The 18,368-nt window shown below is 71.1% G+C and carries 14 protein-coding genes and 2 pseudogenes; 9 read left to right on the top strand and 7 right to left on the bottom strand.

Annotated elements, in window-relative coordinates; translation table 11 throughout:
• Positions 1–67: 67 nt before the first annotated feature.
• Both A7B18_RS23110 and A7B18_RS10085 read right to left on the bottom strand, forming a co-directional pair.
• Positions 68–1,192, bottom strand: a pseudogene (locus A7B18_RS23110) (Tn3 family transposase).
• Positions 1,193–1,456: 264 nt separating this feature from the next.
• Positions 1,457–3,250: an SDR family NAD(P)-dependent oxidoreductase gene (locus A7B18_RS10085; RefSeq protein ID WP_102126564.1), complete on the bottom strand. Its 1,794-nt coding sequence runs from the start codon at positions 3,248–3,250 to the stop codon at positions 1,457–1,459.
• Positions 3,251–3,339: 89 nt separating this feature from the next.
• On the opposite strand from A7B18_RS10085, the gene A7B18_RS10080 reads away from it, so the two are divergent.
• A complete protein-coding gene (locus A7B18_RS10080) occupies positions 3,340–4,008 on the top strand; it encodes a TetR/AcrR family transcriptional regulator (RefSeq protein WP_102126563.1) in 669 nt (222 codons plus the stop codon).
• Positions 4,009–4,713: 705 nt separating this feature from the next.
• Here A7B18_RS10080 and A7B18_RS21405 read toward each other — a convergent pair.
• Positions 4,714–5,007, bottom strand: a complete 294-nt coding sequence (locus tag A7B18_RS21405) for a hypothetical protein (RefSeq protein ID WP_146009514.1) — start codon at positions 5,005–5,007, stop codon at positions 4,714–4,716.
• Positions 5,008–7,263, bottom strand: a complete 2,256-nt coding sequence (locus A7B18_RS10075) for an NPCBM/NEW2 domain-containing protein (protein ID WP_102126562.1) — start codon at positions 7,261–7,263, stop codon at positions 5,008–5,010.
• An 886-nt stretch (positions 7,264–8,149) separates the two neighbouring features.
• Here A7B18_RS10075 and A7B18_RS10070 point away from each other — a divergent pair.
• From A7B18_RS10070 to A7B18_RS22575, 4 genes and pseudogenes are all read left to right on the top strand, one after another.
• Complete coding sequence (locus tag A7B18_RS10070; RefSeq protein WP_102126561.1) at positions 8,150–11,110, top strand: AfsR/SARP family transcriptional regulator; 2,961 nt, start codon at positions 8,150–8,152, stop codon at positions 11,108–11,110.
• A 300-nt stretch (positions 11,111–11,410) separates the two neighbouring features.
• The gene (locus A7B18_RS22585) at positions 11,411–11,962 is read left to right on the top strand and encodes an HAD-IC family P-type ATPase (RefSeq protein WP_245872816.1); all 552 of its coding nucleotides are present in this window, start codon (positions 11,411–11,413) and stop codon (positions 11,960–11,962) included.
• Positions 11,872–12,291 (top strand): annotated as a pseudogene (locus A7B18_RS22580) (HAD-IC family P-type ATPase); the annotation flags it as partial. The gene A7B18_RS22585 and the pseudogene A7B18_RS22580, both read left to right, overlap by 91 nt.
• Before the next feature lie 30 nt (positions 12,292–12,321).
• Positions 12,322–12,699 (top strand): hypothetical protein, encoded by a 378-nt coding sequence (locus A7B18_RS22575; protein WP_245872819.1) that lies wholly within the window; start codon positions 12,322–12,324, stop codon positions 12,697–12,699.
• A gap of 57 nt (positions 12,700–12,756) precedes the next feature.
• On the opposite strand, the gene A7B18_RS10060 is transcribed toward A7B18_RS22575, so the two are convergent.
• From A7B18_RS10060 to A7B18_RS10050, 3 genes are all read right to left on the bottom strand, one after another.
• Positions 12,757–13,020 carry a metal-sensitive transcriptional regulator gene (locus A7B18_RS10060; protein WP_102126573.1) on the bottom strand — a complete coding sequence of 88 codons (264 nt, stop codon included), beginning with the start codon at positions 13,018–13,020 and terminating at the stop codon, positions 12,757–12,759.
• A gap of 52 nt (positions 13,021–13,072) precedes the next feature.
• The gene (locus A7B18_RS10055) at positions 13,073–13,276 is read right to left on the bottom strand and encodes a CopZ family metallochaperone (RefSeq protein ID WP_102126560.1); all 204 of its coding nucleotides are present in this window, start codon (positions 13,274–13,276) and stop codon (positions 13,073–13,075) included.
• A gap of 259 nt (positions 13,277–13,535) precedes the next feature.
• Complete coding sequence (locus A7B18_RS10050; protein ID WP_102126559.1) at positions 13,536–14,063, bottom strand: Na+/H+ antiporter subunit E; 528 nt, start codon at positions 14,061–14,063, stop codon at positions 13,536–13,538.
• Between the two features lie 438 nt (positions 14,064–14,501).
• On the opposite strand from A7B18_RS10050, the gene A7B18_RS10045 reads away from it, so the two are divergent.
• From A7B18_RS10045 to A7B18_RS10030, 4 genes are all read left to right on the top strand, one after another.
• On the top strand, positions 14,502–15,323 hold the full coding sequence (locus A7B18_RS10045; RefSeq protein WP_102126558.1) for a hypothetical protein: 822 nt from the start codon (positions 14,502–14,504) through the stop codon (positions 15,321–15,323).
• A 194-nt stretch (positions 15,324–15,517) separates the two neighbouring features.
• Positions 15,518–16,615 (top strand): sensor histidine kinase, encoded by a 1,098-nt coding sequence (locus A7B18_RS10040; RefSeq protein WP_102126557.1) that lies wholly within the window; start codon positions 15,518–15,520, stop codon positions 16,613–16,615.
• A complete protein-coding gene (locus A7B18_RS10035; protein WP_102126556.1) occupies positions 16,612–17,247 on the top strand; it encodes a response regulator in 636 nt (211 codons plus the stop codon). Before A7B18_RS10040 ends, A7B18_RS10035 begins: the two co-directional genes overlap by 4 nt.
• Positions 17,248–17,331: 84 nt before the next feature.
• A complete protein-coding gene (locus A7B18_RS10030; RefSeq protein ID WP_102126555.1) occupies positions 17,332–18,285 on the top strand; it encodes an NAD(P)-dependent alcohol dehydrogenase in 954 nt (317 codons plus the stop codon).
• Positions 18,286–18,368 lie beyond the last annotated feature (83 nt).

Raw genomic sequence — 18,368 nt, 5'->3', positions numbered from 1 at the left:
AACGGGGTGTCCCTGGGCGTGATCAGCTACTGCGCCATCAAGCTGCTGAGCGGGCGGGCGCGGCAGGTCAGCCCCATCCTCTATGTCGTGGCGGCCCTGCTCCTCGCCCGTTACATCTGGCTGGGCGAGGGGTAGGTCGCTCCCCGGGTGTCGGCGAGCAGGGGCCTGGCCTGCCGGACGAGGCCGGCCCCCACGTGGCCAGCCGCCGCAGTTCGTCCCAGTGTTCTCGGATCAGGCGCGGCTTGAGCCGCTGAGCCACCAACAGCTCCAGCAGCCCGTAGATTGAGGCTGCCTCGGGCGTGTACAGCCGGGTCTCCCCAAGGTCCCGAATCCTGGGGGCGAAGCGGAACCCCAGGAGGTGACACAGGGCAAAGACCTGCTCGGTGTACCCCGCCGTGTCGGTGTAGTGCTCCTTGATCTTCAACTCGGACAGGTGGTAGAGCAGCCCATCCAGCACGTGCAGCGCGTCGCGGACATTGGCGGTAATGACCTTGGTGTGGAGGGGCGCGTCCTGGTCGCTGACGTGCGTGTAGAACAGCACGCCCGGTTCCCAACCGTACTTCGCGTTCAGGTGCCCGAACGTTCGGCCCCGTCCACCTGTCGGGAAGCGTTGCCCGTCGGAACTGCTCGTCGTCTCGGCTCCTCATAACGCCGCCAGGGGCAGCATCGATTGGAAGTTGACCAATTCTGCGAGCCCTGCCGCGTAGGAGTCGGGGCGGACAAACCAGTCGGCCAGGTACATCAGGCGCCGGGCAGTCACGCCCGGGTCAGGTGAGGCTTCCGCCATCTCGTGCAGTCCCAGATTCAGCCCATCGGCCAGGATAGCGGTCAGCAGGTGGTCATGGCGCTCCACGCCCTTGCCGCTGTGCAGGTTCAGGAAAGCACCCGTGAAGCGGGTCCAGGCATTCACCTCCAGCAGCAGATCGGTGATCTTGTAGCCCTTCAGGACATGGTGCAGTGGGTCAAGCTGTTCGGTGCTGACCGCATTCCGTTCGTCACGCACGGTCTCGACGAGCCGCTGCCAGTCCACGACCGCCTCCACCGCCTGATAGGGGTCGGCGCCCTGCTCCCGTGCGGCGATGATCGCCGCGCACACGGACTTGTAGGTGCTCAGTTGCTCGACGGCTGTGGGCCCCTGCTGCCCGAACGCCTGGGCCGCCTCACGCTCGTCCCCGTAGCGGAGTGACACCATCACACGGTCGTGCATGTCCAGCACCGCGTCGGTCAGGGTCTCGAAAAGGTCGAGCAGGGAGTGCCGGGAGAGGGTGCGTTCATCGATCTGCGGGAAGCGGGTGAACTGCTCGCGCTGGGCAGCCGTGAACGAGGGTGGGAGATGAGTCGTCAAGGAGACCCTCAGGGCTTCGAGGCGGCGCCTCCCACCGCGTCCGCCTCACTCCCAGGCGCATCTACGGCCTATGGCTGAGTTCAGGACTGCTTCTGAGCACGTTCGTCTTGCTCAATGCGCCGCCACACCTCGCGTTGGTCCGTCTTCGCCTTGATGAGGCCGCGTAGCGAACGAGGTGTCCGTCAGTTCCTCGCTCAGCGCCCACAGCCGCCGGGCCTTCTCCTCGTCGTAGGAGTCTGGGCTCGACGAAATCGCCTGGGATTCCCCGTAGAAGCGGCCTCCCACACCGCGCATGGCGGGACTGGTCGCCAGGTACACGTAAGTGTCCGTCGCCTCGTCCAGGCTCCTGGCAAACGGCAGCCGCGGTGCGATGCCCCGGTAGAACCACCGGGCAAGGCCGGGCGCTTTCCCGGAGATGGTCTGGGGCACGAAGTTCGGGCAGAGCGCATTGGCGGTGATGCCCGTGCCGGCCAGCCGCCGATTCAGCTCGTAGGCGAACCAGACGTTGGCGAGTTTGCTGTTCTTGTAGGCCACCATCGGCCGGTAGGCCCGCGACAGGTTCACGTTCCCGAAGTCGAAGCGTGCCCCCGGTCCCAGGATGCCCGCCTTGTGCAGCCGGGAACTGACGACCAGCACCCGCGCCTCGCCCGTCTCACGGGCTGCCGTCTCCAGCAGCGGCCGAAGTTCGTTCGTGAGCAGGAAATGCCCGAGATGGTTGGCCGCGAGGGTCGTCTCGATGCCCTGGTCGTTGAGGCGTCGTCTTGCGCCCGGCATCTGCGCGGCGTTGAGGACCAGGACGTGCAGCGCCGATTCCCGGGAGCGCACCTTCCCGGCAAAGGTGTGCACGGACGCAAAGTTGGCGAGATCGAGCGCCTCGCCGCGGATGTCGGCGCCGGGCACGGCTGCACGAAGGCGGGCGGCGGCCTCGTCCGCCCGCCGCTGTGTCCTGGACGTGAGGATGACCCGGAAGCCGAGCTGCGCGAGTTTCCTGGCCGTCTCGAACCCCAGTCCCCGGCTGCCCCCGGTGATCAGGACGAGCTTGCCCGCGGTCTCCTGCGGGTGGGTCAGGCGCCCGCTGAAGGTCCACAACCGCTCGGCGACCTGCGGCGCGTAGGTCCCCTTGGGAACCAGCACACGGTTCATGGTCACGAAGAACTGCCCGCTCTGACCGTTCATGTCCGGCGAGGTGGCGAGGTACAGGGGTGCGCGCGCCCCCTCTTCGGCCGTCATGCCGACAAAGAATTGCAGCACGTAATCCACGAGGCGAAACGCGAGGGGATACGTCCGCAGGATGCCCGTCTGCACGAAGCCGGGGTGAACGTTGTTGACCGTGACCCCCGTTCCGGCGAGGCGGCGGGCGAGCGCCACGGTCCAGACGCTGATCGCCATGCCGGACTGCGCGAGGGCCCACAGGGGGTGCGCGAGAGGTTCTCCGGCGGTGAGCCCGCGCAAGGACATGAAGCGGGCAGGGTCGAACTTGTAGGGGCTGCCCAGCACGACGATGCGGGCGGGCGCGCTGTGTTGCAGGCGTTCGAGCAGCAGCTCGGTGAGCAGGAAGCGGCTGAGGTAGTTCGCGGCGAAATTGACCTCCACCCCCTCCGGGGTCAGTTCACGGCTCAGGTGGTGAACGCCCGCGCTGTGGACGAGCAGGTCGAGCCGCTGGGTTCGGGACAGCACCTCGGAGGCGAGACGCCGCACCTCACTCATCCTCGACAGGTCGGCGGCCAGAAACTCGATCAGGCCGTTGCCCCGACGCACGACCTCTTGAGCCCGCTGCTGGTCGCGACCGACGATGAAGACGTGCGTCCCACGGCGCGCGAGGTCGAGGGCCACCTCGCGTCCGATCCCGCTGGTTCCGCCCGTCACGAGAGCGACACGACTGCCGAGTTGTTGGGTGGAGGGCATGACGTTATTTGATACTCACGAGTATCATTCGATTGTGCGAATAGATACTTGTGGGTATCTTTTTGCAATGTGTCCTATGATGGGGGGCCGTGACCAACAGCGACCGAACCCCTCATCCACGACGAAAGGGCCCCGGACGTGAGGAGGGCAAGCGCCGGACCCGGCAACAGCTTCTTGATGCCGCCCTGACGGTCTTCGCCCGGGAGGGCTTTCACGCCGCCCGTCTCGATGACGTGGCGCGTGAGGCGGGGCTGACCAAGGGCGCGGTGTATTCCAACTTCGCCTCCAAAGAGGACCTGTTCCTCGCCCTGTATGACCACCGCCTGGGTGAGGTCGCGCCCCGGATGGTGCAGGCCTTCGCCCGTCCGGGTGACGAGCGTTTGGAGGCCATCGAGGCCGTGCTGGGCGAGGCGGCCCCGAACTCGACCTGGCTGCAACTTGAACTGGAGTTCTGCCTGTTTGCCCTGCGTCACGAGTCGGCCCGCCTCAAGCTGGCCGAGCGCGGTCGCTGGGTCCGGCAGGCCTTACACGCCGCCCTGGAAACACATTCGGTCACGCTCGACCGTCCCCTCCCCGTGAGTGTGGGGGTGCTGGCCTGGACCCTGCCTGCGCTTACCCTCGCGCTGGAGTTGCAGGCGAACGTGATGCCCGAGGATCGTCCGGCCCGCGTGTGGCCGACCTTGCTCCGGACGCTCGTGGGCCAGGAGTCGTCACGTCCTTCCCGAGCCGAAGAGGGCTGCTCTTCGGAGGGCTGCTGAGTTGTGGGCATGTCCCAGTTGGCCTGTCCTTCAACTGGGACGCTGGGAGGTCGTGCTGAGGCACCAGTTCAAAAAGTACCCCCAGACACCGCAGGGGGGCGAGCTGCTCCAGCACTCTTCCGAGCGTCATCTGAAGCATGAGGGGCGGGACAAGGCTCAACAGGCGGGCGGGTTCGCCTTCCATCTGCGCGAACACCCTTTTCCCTGAGGTGCTGGCCTTGCCCCTGCCGCCCCTTCCCCAACCACTCAACCGTCGGGAGCACTCTCGGGTGAAGGTCCGGACCCCGCCCAGGGCGGGGTGGGGTGAGCGATGATTCTCTCCCCGTCCGGTCCACAGGTCAACATCTGGCAGCCCCCTGGATTTCCTGGACTGGAACTCGAACAGCTCGATCTCGTTCCAAGCTTCGATCAGCACGTCCATTACACGGCCTTCGAAATCAACGTCCTGCTGCGCGGCGAAAGCCGCGTGCAGTACCGCCGGGACCGTTGGGCTGGCCGAGTCACGGAGGCCTCACCCCTGGTGTTCGTGCAGGGCCGACCTGGCCTGAGGTGTACGCTCGCCCCGTGCCCCTGACCGAAGGCCGCGAACTGGTGACGTGGATGCAGGGCTTGACCGGCGGGTGTCGCGGCGGTTGAGCCGCTGGCCTGGCGCGATGACCCTGGGGGTCCCACTCCGGGGCGGGTCTTCCGAGGACCAAGGCGACTTCAGCCGGGTGAGTCTGGACAGGGCGTGCTCGAGGCGAGGGCGGCGGCCTGATCCACCGGGTCGCGGCCTTGCTCGGCGGCGTGGCCGACCTTCACCCGTTCGCTGGGTTCCGCCGCAGTCTTCGCCACGGCGTTCATGGGCACGCCCAGCCGCTGCCCGTCACCGGCGAGGCCGTATGGGCGACTTAGGACGCCGCAGCGCCCCGGCATGGAGCCGGGAGGCGCCCGACACCAGCCGTCGGGCGCCCCGCGAAAACGGTTCAGGTGGCGGCTGTGGCGCCCGGGGAATTCCACTTAGCGCGGGCCGATCACCACGCCGCTGGACGCCACCCGTCCCTGCCACATGTTCACCTCGTTCTGAACATCGGTGCTCGAAACTGCGCCCACGTCGGGCTGGACGGAACCCACCCAACTGCCGTTCGCGATCCACTGGTTGTTGCGGGCGTCGGGCGCGGTATTTGGCCGTCCCCACACGCTGTAGTTGTTCTGCGCGAGCTGGGTGGCGTTGTCGAAGTAACCCGCCTGGCTTCCGCAGATGTCCCAGATGTAGATGCCGACATTCTGCGCCGCGATAGGTGCACCGCTCGGCGTCCGCCCGGAAGCCACCACCCGGTTGCCGTTGAGGGTGATGTGGTGCCCGGCAGAACTCGCCACCCCGTAGTTGGTCGTTTCCAGCACGGTGTTGCCCGTCACCTCGACGTAGCTCGTCGTCTGGGCCGGGTCGGGAATGCAGCCGTCGCTCGCCAGGATGCCCCCGCCGCTGTAGCCCCACTCGTAGGTGTACGTGCCATCCGAGGGGGTTCCTCCCTGCTCCGGCTTGACCGTGTAGGCCCCGTGGATGAGGTTGTCGTGGATCGCAATCGGGCTTCCCGGCACGCCGCTGCTCCCGCTGATGTTGACGTTGTCTTCCACCCGGCTCTTGCCCGGCTCGTTGACGACCCGGTTCCAGGCGATCTCCGCGTTTTGGATGCCCCGAATCGCGTTGAACTGCACGAACTGAACGGCGTAGAAGCCGTCTTCCCGGGCCTGGGTGGCCATATTTGTCCGGATGTTGAAGTCTCTCCAGGCGTCCACGCCCGCGCTGTAGCGCCCGTCGATGTTCTTCACGTCGTTGAACCGGACCTTGATCGTCTGACCGGCGGCGGCGGAGCCGCTCCAGCCATTGAAGTACAGCCCCCCCGTGCCCTCGAGGTAATTGTTCTCGATCACGGCGTTCCGGACGCCCTGCGCCTCCAGGAAGCGTCCGGGCTTGACCCCGTCCTGGTTGGGATTGAGCGCGTAGCCCCTCACGTTGCGGATCGTGAGGTCGGCGTTTTTCCACTGGGTGTCGAAGAGGGTCCCGCGGCTGCGCACCAAGCTCCCCTCGATCACCACCGGCTGGTCGGTGTTCACCTGCACCGCGGGTGTTCCCGGGCTCTGGCTCTCCCAGGCACCGCTGTAGTACCCGCGCCGGGTGATCTCGAGCGGCCCGTCGTACACGACCGCCGTGGGGTTGTACGCGCCCGAGCACCCCCCGAAGACCGGGGTGAGCCAGTCGGCATGGTCGTAGTCCGCGTTGTCTCCGCCGTCGGTGACGATCAACTGCACGCGGTTTTTCCCCGCGATGCTGACGTTGACGCTCCTGACCGGCTCGCCCCGGCGCACGAGGCCGCTGCGGTACACCACAGCGCCGTCGGCCACCACCTGGAACTCGACCGATCCGTACGGCGTCTCGTCGTCTACCCCCACCTTGGCGCTGAAGGTCTGGCACGCGCCGTTCGGCTTGAAGACGACCTCGGACGGGGCGTGGACCCCCAGGCCCCGGGTGTTCGGGTAGCTCACGCCGCCCACCCGGAAGGTCCCCCCGTCCCCCGCGCCGAGGTCACCGTTGCTGGTGTTGCGCTCGACCGGCCCCCAGAAGTTCGCCGCCGCGCTCCAGCGGGCCTCGCTCAGGGGCGTAGGGGCATTGACCGGTTCGAGGGTCCAGCGCTGCGCGCACACGTCGGCCGCCTGCCACAGTTGAACGATGGTGCCGTCCGCGGTGAGGGACTTGTACACATTCAACCGGGAGTTCGGGGCGTGCCTGGGGGCCAGGGCCACCCGGCCTCCTCCCAGGTCGATGGGTTTCCACTCCTGATGAGAGAGGTTGTCGTATGTCCACTGCTGAATCCGGCTGCCGTTCTTGGTGGCCCCTCCCGCCACCTCGAGTGCTTTGTTGCTGTGCTGGGCGATCACCTTGTAGTACCCGTCGCTGGTGCTCTCGAACTTCCACTGATGGTTCAACCCACCCGTTCCCACCAGAGTCCAGGTGACCACCTGGGCGCCGTCCGACGGGCTGACGTTGGACACGGCCAGGGACTGTCCCCCGCAGGTGTTGACGATGTTGTACACCTGCCCGGAGATGATTTCCCCGCTGGGCACCGCCTGGGGTTGCCAGGCCGGACCGGACGGTGCTTGAGTGGCCGCCGAAGGGCTGGGCCGATCCGTCTGCCCGCAGGCGGCGAGACCCAGGGTCAGGGCCATCAAGAGGGGAGAGAGGGAAGCATTTCGGAAGAAGGTCGGGTGGCGCATAGGTGCTCCTGGGTCCCGCGGCGGGAGGACCGGCCTGGTGAGGCGTCCACCGGCGTGGGAAGTGGACGGCGCCGGCGCGGGCTGGCGTAGGCCGGGTGGACGGGATGACGGGGGGCGGCGCGAGCTTCCCGGCGCGGGCGGCAGACGCCGGGCACAGCCGGTCGGAGGGGGTGAGCAAAGACCAGCAGGACCTCCCGGTGGGCCCGCCGAGGTGCGGGGTCAGGCCGGAGGGGCAGCGGTGGGCCGGCGCGGCGGCTCTGGGCGGGGCGTTCTGTGGGCGGTCACCTCCCCGTGGAACACGAACCCCAGGCTCAGGCCACCACTCGGCGGTCTGGGAAACGTTCCTGCCCCGGGCTCTGGCCGATACCGTAACAACGCCCGGGAGAACGGGCCGGGAACGGCGCAGGAGCGCTTTCTCATGAGCGTGTCGAGTCCTGCCGCTTCCTGGGCCGAAGCTCAGCGGGTGGAGGCCGGGTTCCCCCGGGACCTGAAGTCAGGGAAGTGCGGGACGCGCCGCGAACTCCCCATCACCGGTTCGCCGGTCGGCGGGCAGCGGGCGCCCCGGCCCACCGTCCCAGCGCCCCCAGGCCGCACGGTGTCGCAAGCGAGACCTTCTCCTCCGGCCCGGCGCGGCGGGCCTGCCGGACCGGAGGTCAGGCGCTCCCCGGGGGAGCGGCCTGCGGGCCGCCTTTCGCACCCTCAGCGTCGAAATGGGCGCCGACCCCTGGACGCTGGGCGTGATGGGTGGGCGCCCGGCGAGGCTTGTCTGGCTGAGACCGGATGGGCGCGTGTCAGCATAGAGGGGGTCAGGCGGCCCGGGTGACCATCTCCTCTCGCCTCACCCACGCTCTTCATGCCGTGTCAAGCCCCCGTGGAGGAGACCCCCGTGCCGGACCACCCCCGCACCCTTCGTCCCCATGATCTGCCCTGGGAGCTGTCCCGAACGGCGTTGCTCGCGCGGCTCGCCGCCCCTCCCCCGGCCCGGCTGGTCGCCCTGATTGCGCCCGCCGGCTACGGCAAGACCACGCTGCTCGCCCAGCTCACCCGCGACCGGGCGCGGACCCTCTGGCTCGACCTCACCCCGGATCACGCCGACCCGGCGGTGCTCGCCGCCCACCTGGCCCGCTCACTCCAGACGCTGGAGCCCGGCCTGCACCTGCCCCCCTGGCTGCACCTGGACCTTCAGGAACGCCCCAACCCCACGCACCTGGCGACCCGGGCGGGTGAACTCGGCGAGGCGGTGGTGTTCGTGTTCGACGGCCTCGAACTGCTGGGCTCCAGTGCCGGCGAGTGGCTCGGCCACTTCGCCCTCGCGTTGAACGAGGGCCAGCAGGTGCTGCTGGCGGGCCGGGACGCCCCGGGTCTGCCGCTGCCCTCCCTCGTCGCTCGCGGCCGGGCCACCGTGCTCACCGCGCAAGACCTCGCCTTCTCGGAGGACGAGGTGCAGGCCTATCTTCGGCGCTGCGGCGCCGACCTGGACGCGCGGGAACTCGCCCACCTGCAAGGCTGGCCAGCGGGCGTGGCGCTGGGCGCCGCCGGCAGCGCCGCGCACCTCGATCCCCTCGACCTCGTGCTGGAGGTGCTGGGCCACCTGGCGCCCGAGGTGCGCGGGGTCCTGGCCGAGGCGGCGGTGTTTCCGGAATGGGAGGAGCACGCGGTGCGCGCCGCCGGGGCACGCCTGCCCCCGGGCTGGCTGCGGGAGGTGCGCCGGGCGGGCGTGCTGCTCAGCCCGCTGGGCGCCGGGCGCTACCGGCCCCACGCGCTGCTGCTGGGGGCGCTGGAGCGCGAGCTGCGTACCCGGCCCGCCCGTTACCGCGTCCTCCACACCCGGGCCGGCGAGCTGGCCGAGGCGCGGGGCGACGCGCTGGCGGCCCTGCGTCACCACCTCGCCGCGGGTCAGCGCTCACGCGCCCTCGCCCTGGCCGAGCAGGTCACCGACCGGCTGCTGCGGCGGGGCGAGTACCGGCTGGTGCGGCAGGTGCTGGCGGAATTCGGCGACGCGGAGCTGCCCGCCGCGTTGCTCGTGCGCCAGGGGGTCGCGTGCGGGTACGTCGGCGAGGCCGCCCTGGGCGAGGCGCTGCTGCGGCGGGTGCACGCCGATCCCCGCGAGGGCTGGCGCGCCCTGGCCGCACTCGCCAACATCAGCGGCAAGCAGGGCAACTTCGGCCTGGCCCGGCAGCTCGCCGAGGAGGGGCTGACCCACCCCCAGCTTCAGGACGCGGGTGATCAGGTGGAGTTGCGCTCCATCCGCGCCCAGGCCGGCTTGCTGCTGGGCCAACACGAGGAGGCCCTGGAGGACACCGCCCGGACGGTCGCGCTCGCCGAGCGCAGTGCCCAGCCCCTGCTGCTGGCCCAGGCCCTCTGGCGCCGCGGCGAGACGCTGGAGCACCTCGGCCAGGGCGGGGAGGCCGAACACGCCCTGCGCCGCGCCCTGCGCCTGTTTCAGGAGCTGGGGTTGCCGAGGCGCGCCCTGGCCCCGGCGCACGCGCTGATCTCCCTGCTGTTCCGCAGTGGCCGGCTGGAGGAGGCGCAGCGCCTCGCGGCGCAGGGCCTCGGGGTCGCCGCGACCGACACCCCGGCGCGTCACGCGCAGTTTCTCAACCAGCAGGGCCAGATCGAGCGCTACCTCGGCCGCCCCGCCCAGGCCCGGGAGGCCTTCGAGGCGGCGCTCGAGGTCAGCACGGCGTGCGGCCTGCACACCGATGTCGTGTACGCCAAGCTGGAGCTGGCGGACGTGGCGCGGCAACTCGGCGACCTCACGCGGTCGCGCGCCCTGCTCGGGGAGTTGACGAACCTGCAAGACGAGCAAGAAGGCCAGTACGGGGTCGAGCTGCGGGCGGTGGTCGAGCTGTACCGGGCCCTGCTCGTGCTGGCCCAGGGAGACGTGCCCGAGGCGGCGGCGCGGCTCGCGCAGGTCGCCAAGGACGACCTGCTCAGCGAGGACACGCAGGTGCGCCTGCTCGCGTTCCGGGCCGAGGCCGCCCGCCGCTCGGGGCAACTCGACCTCTCCCGGGTGCAGGCCCTCACCGCGGAACTCGGCGCCCTCGGCAGCGACGCCGTCCTCAACGTCGACCGCGACGAGCTGGCCAGCCTGTTCGCGGAGTGCGCCCGGCGGGGGTGGTGGCCCGCGCGCCTCGCCCGCTTCGTTCCCGCCCTGGCCCCCGGAGACGGGGCCGTGCTGCGGCTCACCACCTTGGGCCGCTTTGGCGCGGAGATCGGGGGCCAACCGCTCGCCATCCCCCTGCGCAAATCGCGCGAGCTGCTGGTGTACCTGGCGTGGCGCGGGCCGGCGAGCAGCGCCCACCTGATCGACCTCCTGTTCGAGGGCTCACGCGAGCGGCGCCACGAGCAGTATTTTCGCCGCGCGCTGCGTGCCCTGCGCCAGGCGCTCCAGGACGCGGCGGCGCTGGAGCCGATCCTCCTCGTTGACGGCGAGTACCGGCTGCACGAGCGGCTGACCGTGCAGGTCGACGTCGCGGCCCTGCTCGCGGACGCGCCCCCGGACCCGCTAGATGCCTGGCCTGCCGGGGACGACCTGACCTTCTTGCCCGGCAGCGACGGCGAGTGGGTCGAGGAGGTGCGGGCGCGGGTCGTGGACCGCGCGGTGGCGGTGGCGCTCGACCTCGGGCGCCGCGCCGAGGACACGGCGCCCGAGCTGGCGCTCGGCCACTACCGGCGCGCCCTGCACCTCGATCCCCTGGCCGAGGCGGCGCACCAGGCCGTGATCGCGCTGTACCGGCGCCTCGGAAACGGGGTGGGCGCACACCAGGCGGCGCGGGAGTACGAGCGGGCCTTTGGGGTGGCGCCCCCGTCCGCCCCGACCCCCCGCCCGCCGTCAGGCGCGTGAGCGTGCGGACCAAGGGGGCGGGCCCGGTCAAGCGACCCGAGGTGACCTCTTGCTCTCCCCCGCCAGGTAAGCGCCCCGCGTGGTGGGAGGCGTTGGGTGCCTAGGTCCGCCGCAAAGGGCGGGAGATCACGGCGCAGCGCTGGAATGTGCCGTGCGAGCGGGTGCGGCGACTCGGGCTGAAGGCCCGGCAACAGTTGGCCTTTCACGCCCACCTTCGGGGCTGGGCAGCCACCCTGTCCGAGCTGGCCCGGGAACCGCGCGCCGTGGTGAGACACGGCCCTGTCCCGTATCGTGCAGACGGTGCAAAACGCCCAAGCGAGCAAGGCGCCCGCGCAGCGCCTCGCCGACCGGGCAGGGAGGTACCTCGTCTTCGTCGCGCTGGGGAGCGGGTTGGTCGCCTTCCTGGTCTGGTTCTTCCTGGGGGCCGGGGTCGCGTTCGCGTTGACAGCCGCCGTCTCGACGGTGGTGATCGCCTGCCCGGACGCGCTGGCGCTCGCTACCCCGACCGCTCTCACAGTGGGCGTCGGTCAGGGGGCGCGGGAGGGGGTGCTGCTCAAGAACGCCACGGCCCTGGAGGCGACCGCCGAAGTGGACACCGTGATCTTCGACAAGACGGGCACCTTGACCGAGGGCCAGCCTGCCCTGACCGACCTCGTGCCCGCGCCGAGCGTGAGCGAGACCGAACTGCCTCACCTGGCGGCCTCCGCCGATCAGCCCTCGCAGCACCCGCTCGCCGAGGCCATCGTGCGCGGTGCCCGGGAATGGGGCGTCTCCTTGAGTCGGGCGGAGGATTTCGACTCGATTCCTGGGCGCGGCGTGCAGGCCCCCGGGTGGACGGGCGGCAGGTGCTGATCGGCAACCGCAGGCTGATGGAGCAGGAGGGCGTGCCATCAGGTCCGCTTGAAACGCAGGTCGAGCGGTTGGCCGGGGACGGGAAGGCGGCCATGTTTGTCGCGGCAGACGGGCGAGCGTTGGGCGTCGTCGCGGTCGCCGCCCGCATCCGGGAGTCCGCACGGGGGGCGGTGCAGGCGCCGCACGGCCTCGGTGTCCAGACGGTGATGCTGACTGGGGACAACCGCCGCACAGCGGAGGCGGTGGCCCGGCAACTGGGGATGGACACCGTGATCGCGGACGCGCTCCCTGAGCAGAAGGCCGCCTAGGTCCAGGAGTTGCAGGGGCAAGGCCGGAAGGTGGCGATGGTTGGAGACGGCGTGAACGACGCGCCTGCCCTCGCGCAGGCCGAGGTGGGCGTTGCCATCGGGGCAGGGACCGACGTGGCCGTGGAGACCGCCGACGTAGTGCTGGTGAAGAGCGACCCCGCGAGTGTGGCGACCGGTATCGCCCTCGCCCGCCAGGTGCAGGGCAAGATCAAGCAGAATCTCTTCTGGGCGGCGATCTACAACGTCCTCGCCATCCCCTTCGCGGCGGGCGTGCTCTACCCCGCCTACGGGGTCCTGCTGCGCCCGGAATGGGCGGCCCTGCTGATGAGTGCGAGCACGGTCATCGTGACGGTGAATGCCCTGCTGCTCAACCGGCTGCGCTTCGGGCAGCGGCCTATGCGGGCGCCACGGACGCTGCCCGCCACCTGATAACGGAAAAGGAGCTGGGGGCGACCAACAGGCCGCCCCCAGCTCGCTTGCCGCCGCTCAGGTGTACTTGAGGGCCTCCATCAGCTCCTCGACCATCTCCACACTGTCGCCCCGTGTGGACGCCGTGGCGACGTGCGCCTCGAGGTGCCCGCGCAGCACGACCTCGCCCGCACCCGACAGCGCCCCCTGCACCGCCTTGATCTGCCGCAGCACGTCCACGCAATACGCGTCCTCCTGCTCCAGCATCGTCACGATGCTGTCGAGGTGACCCCGCGCGATCTTGAGCCGCCGGGCGGCGCGTTTGCGGGCGTCCTCGGGCATACACAGGTGAGCCCCGGTGTGGCTGGCGTGGTCGGTCTTGGCGTGGGTCACGTTAGCCGCGCACCTGGGCACCGTAGCCTTCTTCGGTCACGGCGGCGATCAGTGCCTGGGGCTCGGCCTCGCCCCGCACGGTGGCGGTGGCGCGCTGGAGGTCCACCTGAACGTCCTGCACCCCGGGAACGTTTTTCAGCGCGCTCGCCACCGCCTGCTCGCAGTGGCCGCAGCTCATCCCCGTCACCGTCAGTTCCGTCGTCATGCTCAGAGTTTAGACCCTCCGGGGAGGATCACAAGGCGGGACGGAAGGTCGAGTAGATCGGCGTTCCCCTGCGCAGGAACCCGGCCTGATCTCCCGTCCGTCCCCTGGCCCGGCTCCCCCCCCAGGGGATGAGGGCAGGGACGTTCAACCCGGGTGAGCTGCCCGCCATGTTCGACCGGCAGAGGCCCGGTCTCCTGTCCGTCCGGACGGGTGTAGCTGGACCCGGCGATCCGCAGCAGGCCGTTGTGAGGGGACGAGTTCAGGCTTGCCCGGCACACCGTCCGCACGCTGACGCCCTGCCCAGGCGGTGTGTCGGCAGGTCGAGGACGCGCAGCAGGCGGTCTTCCACCGCCAGGATGGCCTCGTGGGCGGCCCCCACGTTCGGCGTGCCGATGGCGTGCGCGTAGAGGACGCGGCGGTCCGCGCTGAAGCCCATCGCCACGGTGCCCGGCATCAGGGTGATGACGGCGGTGAGCATCGTCAGGGGGCCGTCGCCCCGCACCCGCAGCGGCACCGCCACGATCATGGGGCGCAGCGGAGGACGGGGCCGCAGGGCGAAGAGGGCCACCTGCACGTTCGCCACGGTGAGTTCGCGCAGGAAAAACCCCAGGAAGCCGAGCCCGGCCCCGACCCGGCGCACGTAGCCCCCGGTGCCCAGCGCGCGGGGAAAGAGCGCCAGGAGGGCAAAGCCCAGCCCGGCGCCGACGACGAGTTCGCGCAGGCTCACCTCCCCCGCGAACAGGGCCCACACCACCGCCAGCAGCACGTTGAACGCCAGTCCTTGCATCCGGAACTCTCCCCCGCGGGTGGAGCCGCGCGCTCCTCGCCGTCCCGCCGCCGGTCGGTGCCCAGCATAGACCCCGCGCGGAGCGGGACCGTAAGCCCGGCGGAGCAGGCACGGGGGGCCCCCGCCATGCCGCGACCCGTGACGATGGTCACGGCCCCCATGACGCCGCGCACGCGCGCCGGAGCGGGGGTGTCTCCTACCCTGTTCCTCGACGGACACAACGCGGAGGTCGAACCCGAACCCCTTGCGGGGCCGGGGGCGGGGAAGCGCGTGTGCGCCGATTCCAAACGCTGCTCACGACGGGAGACGTATGACCTGATTGTCCCTTCACGCCACTCTCCGGAGTTCATCCTCCGGACTCGGTCAGGCGTCCGGCGATTTTTCCAGTCGACCAACTTTGCCAGGACACACGGCAGGCGGGTGTCCAGGGGGGAACGTATGTCACAGCCAGGGGCAGGACACGACCACACGCGGGGCAAGAACACCTTCAGACTGACGGCGCTGGGACTGCTCTCGCTCACCCTGATGGCCTGCGGGAACGTGGCGCAGACGCCGGGCGCCGCAAGGGGGGCCAAGCCGGACGTGCAGGCGCAGATGCTGCCGTGCCCGGAGTCGTCCGACCCGAAGGGCGGCGTGCCGGTCAACCTCGTGACCTGCGACCCGCCGGAGCCCACGCCCGATCCGGACCCCGTGCCGCCGCAGCCCTCGCCCCCGGACTTCGCGGTGTCACCCGCGCCCGGTCGCCCGGAGATCACCCCCGAGATGGCGGACGCCCTGCGGCAGGCGGGCCTCCCCGACCCCTACAGCATCGGGCAGACGTACTCGGGCTCCTGCGTCCTGAACGTGTGGGCGAGCCGCTGGCGCCGCTCCACCCAGACGTGCCTGATCACGGCCACGGCCAACCGCAGCCTGCGCAGCGACGCGCTGCCGGGGTACCAGGCCGTGCGCTGGGTCAACGAGGACAAGAAGCGCTGCACCACCAAGGAATGGATCACCCTGGCCGACGGCGCGAACGTCAAGAGCCGCACCGAGGTCTACGACATCTATGGCCGCGCCATCGAGGGCGCCCTCGCCGTGGGGAAAGTCCAGCTCTCCCTCAAGCTCGGCGAACTGCGCGAGTACCACCTCAACGTGGTCGACTTCTCGACCGACCGGGCCACCGTGAAGGTCGTCGTGGAGGCGTACGGGGGCGGCACCCTCGACACCAAGCCCGGCGGGTGGTGCCGCGGGATCATCGCCGCCGACTTCGTGGGGCGCTAGCCTCCCGGCTCAGGGGACACCCCCGTCTGACTACGAAGGAAGCGCCTCGCCCGGGGTGCTTCCTTTCCGGCCTGTCCGCGCGGGAGGGGGGCGGGAAGCCGCAGTTGCCCCGGTTCCGGATGCCTGGACGGCGGGCACTCGTCCGCATGCGGTCACGCCGGGCGCCGCGCCGCAGCCCCTAGAATGCGCGCGCCGTGTTCACCCTCAAGTGCCTGCACGTCCTGCGCTGGGCCGCCCTGGGCCTCTGGGGCGCCCTGATGCTGTCCCTGCTGACCGGGGAGACGCCGCCCGGCGGGTTCTGGCTCCACACGCCCGCGGCGCTCGCGTGCGCGGCGTACCTGCTGAGCTTCTGGCGGGCCACCGACTCGACCGCCTCCTACCGGGTGCGGCGGCGCTGGACCGTGGGGCTGAGTCTGTGTGCCCTCGCGCTGCACGGCCTGTTTCCGCTCCATCCCCTCGCGGGGGCGCCCCTCGTCGCGGTGGCGGGCGTGTTGCCCATGCACCTGAGGCTGGGCCCGGCCCTGGCGTGGGTGGGCGTGCAGACGGCGCTCCTGCTCGTGATCCTGGGGGGGCGCTTGGGAGGGCCCGCCGCCCTGGAGGACTTCGCGTGGTCGCTGGGGCTCCAGGCGGGTCTCGCGCTCGGGATGTTCGCCGTCTTCCATCACCTGCACCTGCGCCGGGAGTGGTTCAACCTCGCCGCCCACCTCCAGCGGCAGGCGCGCGAGGCCGAGCGGGTCCAGATCGCCCGCGACCTGCACGACGTGCTCGGGCACGACCTCGCGCTGCTGGGGGTGGAGCTGGAGCACGCCCGGCGCTTCGGGGACGATGAGGCCGTGCGGCGGGCGCGCGCCATCGTCTCGCGCCTGTTCGAGGACGTGCGCGGCACCGTGGGCTCGCTCAGGTCGGCGGCGCGCGGCTGGGGCGAGGTGCTGCGCCCGCTCGACGTGTCGGTGCCCGGGCTGCGCGTGCACGTGTCGCTGCCGCCGTCCACGCCCGTCCCCGAGTCGGCGGCGCTGGGCGCCCTGGCGATGGTGGTGCAAGAAGCCCTGACGAACACGGTCCGCCACGCGGGCGCGACCAACTTCTTCGTCGAGGTCTGCCTGGAGGAGGACCGGGTGACCGTGCGGATGCAAGACGACGGCAAGGCCCGCCAGCCGCTTGTGCCCGGCCACGGCCTGACGGGAATGCGCGAGCGGCTGGCGGACGTGGGCGGCTCGCTGACGGTGGGCACGCTGGCTCCCGGCAACGTGCAGGTGCAGGCCAGCGTACCCCTGGCGGAGGGCTGGCGATGATCCGGGTGTGCCTGGTGGACGACCAGACCCTGATGCGCGAGGGGTTGCGCCGATTGCTGGAGTCGGTGCGGGACGTGCGGGTGGTGGGGGAGGCGAGCGACGCGGAGGGGGCCGTGCGCGCGGTGCTCGACCACCGCCCCGACGTGCTGCTCCTCGACGTTTGGATGCCCCGGCAGGGCGGGCTGGAGGTCGTGGGGGCGCTGCGGGCGCTGGGCTGCCTGCCCGCCACGTTGCTGCTGTCCTCCTTCGAGGACGCCGAGGTGCTCGCCCGCGGCAAGCGCCTGGGCGTCCTGGGCTACCTCCTCAAGGACGTGACGCTCGACGTGCTGCTGGGCGCCGTGCGGGCCGCCGCCCAGGGCCAGGCGGTCGCGCGCCCGCTGCTGAGCGAGCAGGCCCGCGCCGGCCTGGGCGCGCCGCCGCGCCCCGCCGGGTCCGCCCGCCCGGCCCTGACCCCGCGGGAGCGGGAGGTGCTCGGTCTGGTGGCGAGCGGGCAGTCCACCCGCGACGTCTCCCGCAGCCTGGGCCTGAGCGAGGGCACCGTCAAAAACCACCTCTCGAACCTGATGGGCAAGCTCGAAGCCCGCGACCGCACCCAGGCCGTCTTGCGCGCCTTCGAGCTGGGGCTGGTCTGAGGCGAGGCCGCGCCCCCAAGTCCAGGTGAAGACGCCCTCCGCGGCCCCTCATGCCGCCCGCCGGGGGCCGCTCTAGGGTGGCGCATGCTGGCAGCACGCTTTCATTCGTTCGGCGGTCCCGAGGTCCTGCGCGTGGAGGAGGTGCCCTGGCCGCACCCCCAGGGCGACGAGGTGCTGATCCGCGTTCAGGCGAGCAGCGTGAACGGCACCGACCTCGGCCTGCGCCGGGGAAGCGGCCCCGCCCGCCTCGTGGCGAGGCCGCCCTTCACGGTCGGGTTGGACGTGGCAGGCGAGGTCGTCGGGTTCGGGCCGAGGGTCACGGCCTTCGACCCCGGCGACCGGGTATTCACCCTGATCGGCCACGGCGGGGGCGGCGCCGCCGAGTACGTCACCGTGCGGCAATCGCGGGTGGCCGCGGCCCCCGCCAGCGTCTCCCCGGCGGAGGCCGCCGCCGTGCCGCTGGCCGGGCTGACCGCCCTGCAAGCCCTGCGCGACGGGGCGGGGCTGCACCTGCGGCGGGGGGCCCGGGTGCTCGTGTACGGCGCGGCGGGCGGCATCGGCTCCTTCGCGGTGGGGCTGGCGCGGCACTACGGGGCCACCGTGACGGGGGTGGCGCGCGGCGGCAAGCTCGACTTCGTGCGGGAGCTGGGGGCGGACGAGGTGCTGGATTCCGGGGCGGTGGACTTCACGCGGCTGGGCCGGACGTGGGACGTGATCTTCGACACGCCGCCCGCCCTTCCCTTCGCGCGGGTGCGGTCCTCGCTCACGCCGGACGGGGTGTACGTGTCCACCCGGCCCTTCCCGACGAGCCTGGCCGACGTGCGGGCGAGGGTGGGGCGGCAGGGACCCCGCTGGTCGGGCGTGCAGACGAAGGAGAGGTCGCAGGACCTCGCGTTCCTGGCGCGGCTGATCGACGCCGGAGAGCTGCGGGTCCCCCTCGACCGGACCTTCCCCCTCTCCGAGATCGTGGCCGCCCACCGCCACGCCGAGGGCCGCACGGCGCGGGGCAAGACGGTCGTGGTGATCCACGGCGTGTGACACCGGCACGCCGTCACGCTGAACGCAGCGAAGCATCTCCAGTACGCCCGACGAGACCCTTCACTTCGTTCAGGGTGACCGGC

It is taken from the genome of Deinococcus planocerae (assembly GCF_002869765.1).
GTDB classification, from domain to species: domain Bacteria; phylum Deinococcota; class Deinococci; order Deinococcales; family Deinococcaceae; genus Deinococcus; species Deinococcus planocerae.
The sequence above is the reverse complement of the archived record's forward strand: the minus strand, read 5'-3'. Positions and strand labels throughout refer to the sequence as shown.

Bases quoted from the DNA above. Each gene is read 5' to 3' on its own strand.
- A7B18_RS10085 (WP_102126564.1), bottom strand. From the start codon at position 3,250: ATGCCCTCCACCCAACAACTCGGCAGTCGTGTCGCTCTCGTGACGGGC.
- A7B18_RS10050 (WP_102126559.1), bottom strand. From the start codon at position 14,063: ATGCAAGGACTGGCGTTCAACGTGCTGCTGGCGGTGGTGTGGGCCCTG.
- A7B18_RS10075 (WP_102126562.1), bottom strand. From the start codon at position 7,263: ATGCGCCACCCGACCTTCTTCCGAAATGCTTCCCTCTCTCCCCTCTTG.
- A7B18_RS10060 (WP_102126573.1), bottom strand. From the start codon at position 13,020: ATGCCCGAGGACGCCCGCAAACGCGCCGCCCGGCGGCTCAAGATCGCG.
- A7B18_RS10055 (WP_102126560.1), bottom strand. From the start codon at position 13,276: ATGACGACGGAACTGACGGTGACGGGGATGAGCTGCGGCCACTGCGAG.
- A7B18_RS10035 (WP_102126556.1), top strand. From the start codon at position 16,612: ATGATCCGGGTGTGCCTGGTGGACGACCAGACCCTGATGCGCGAGGGG.
- A7B18_RS10045 (WP_102126558.1), top strand. From the start codon at position 14,502: ATGTCACAGCCAGGGGCAGGACACGACCACACGCGGGGCAAGAACACC.
- A7B18_RS10030 (WP_102126555.1), top strand. From the start codon at position 17,332: ATGCTGGCAGCACGCTTTCATTCGTTCGGCGGTCCCGAGGTCCTGCGC.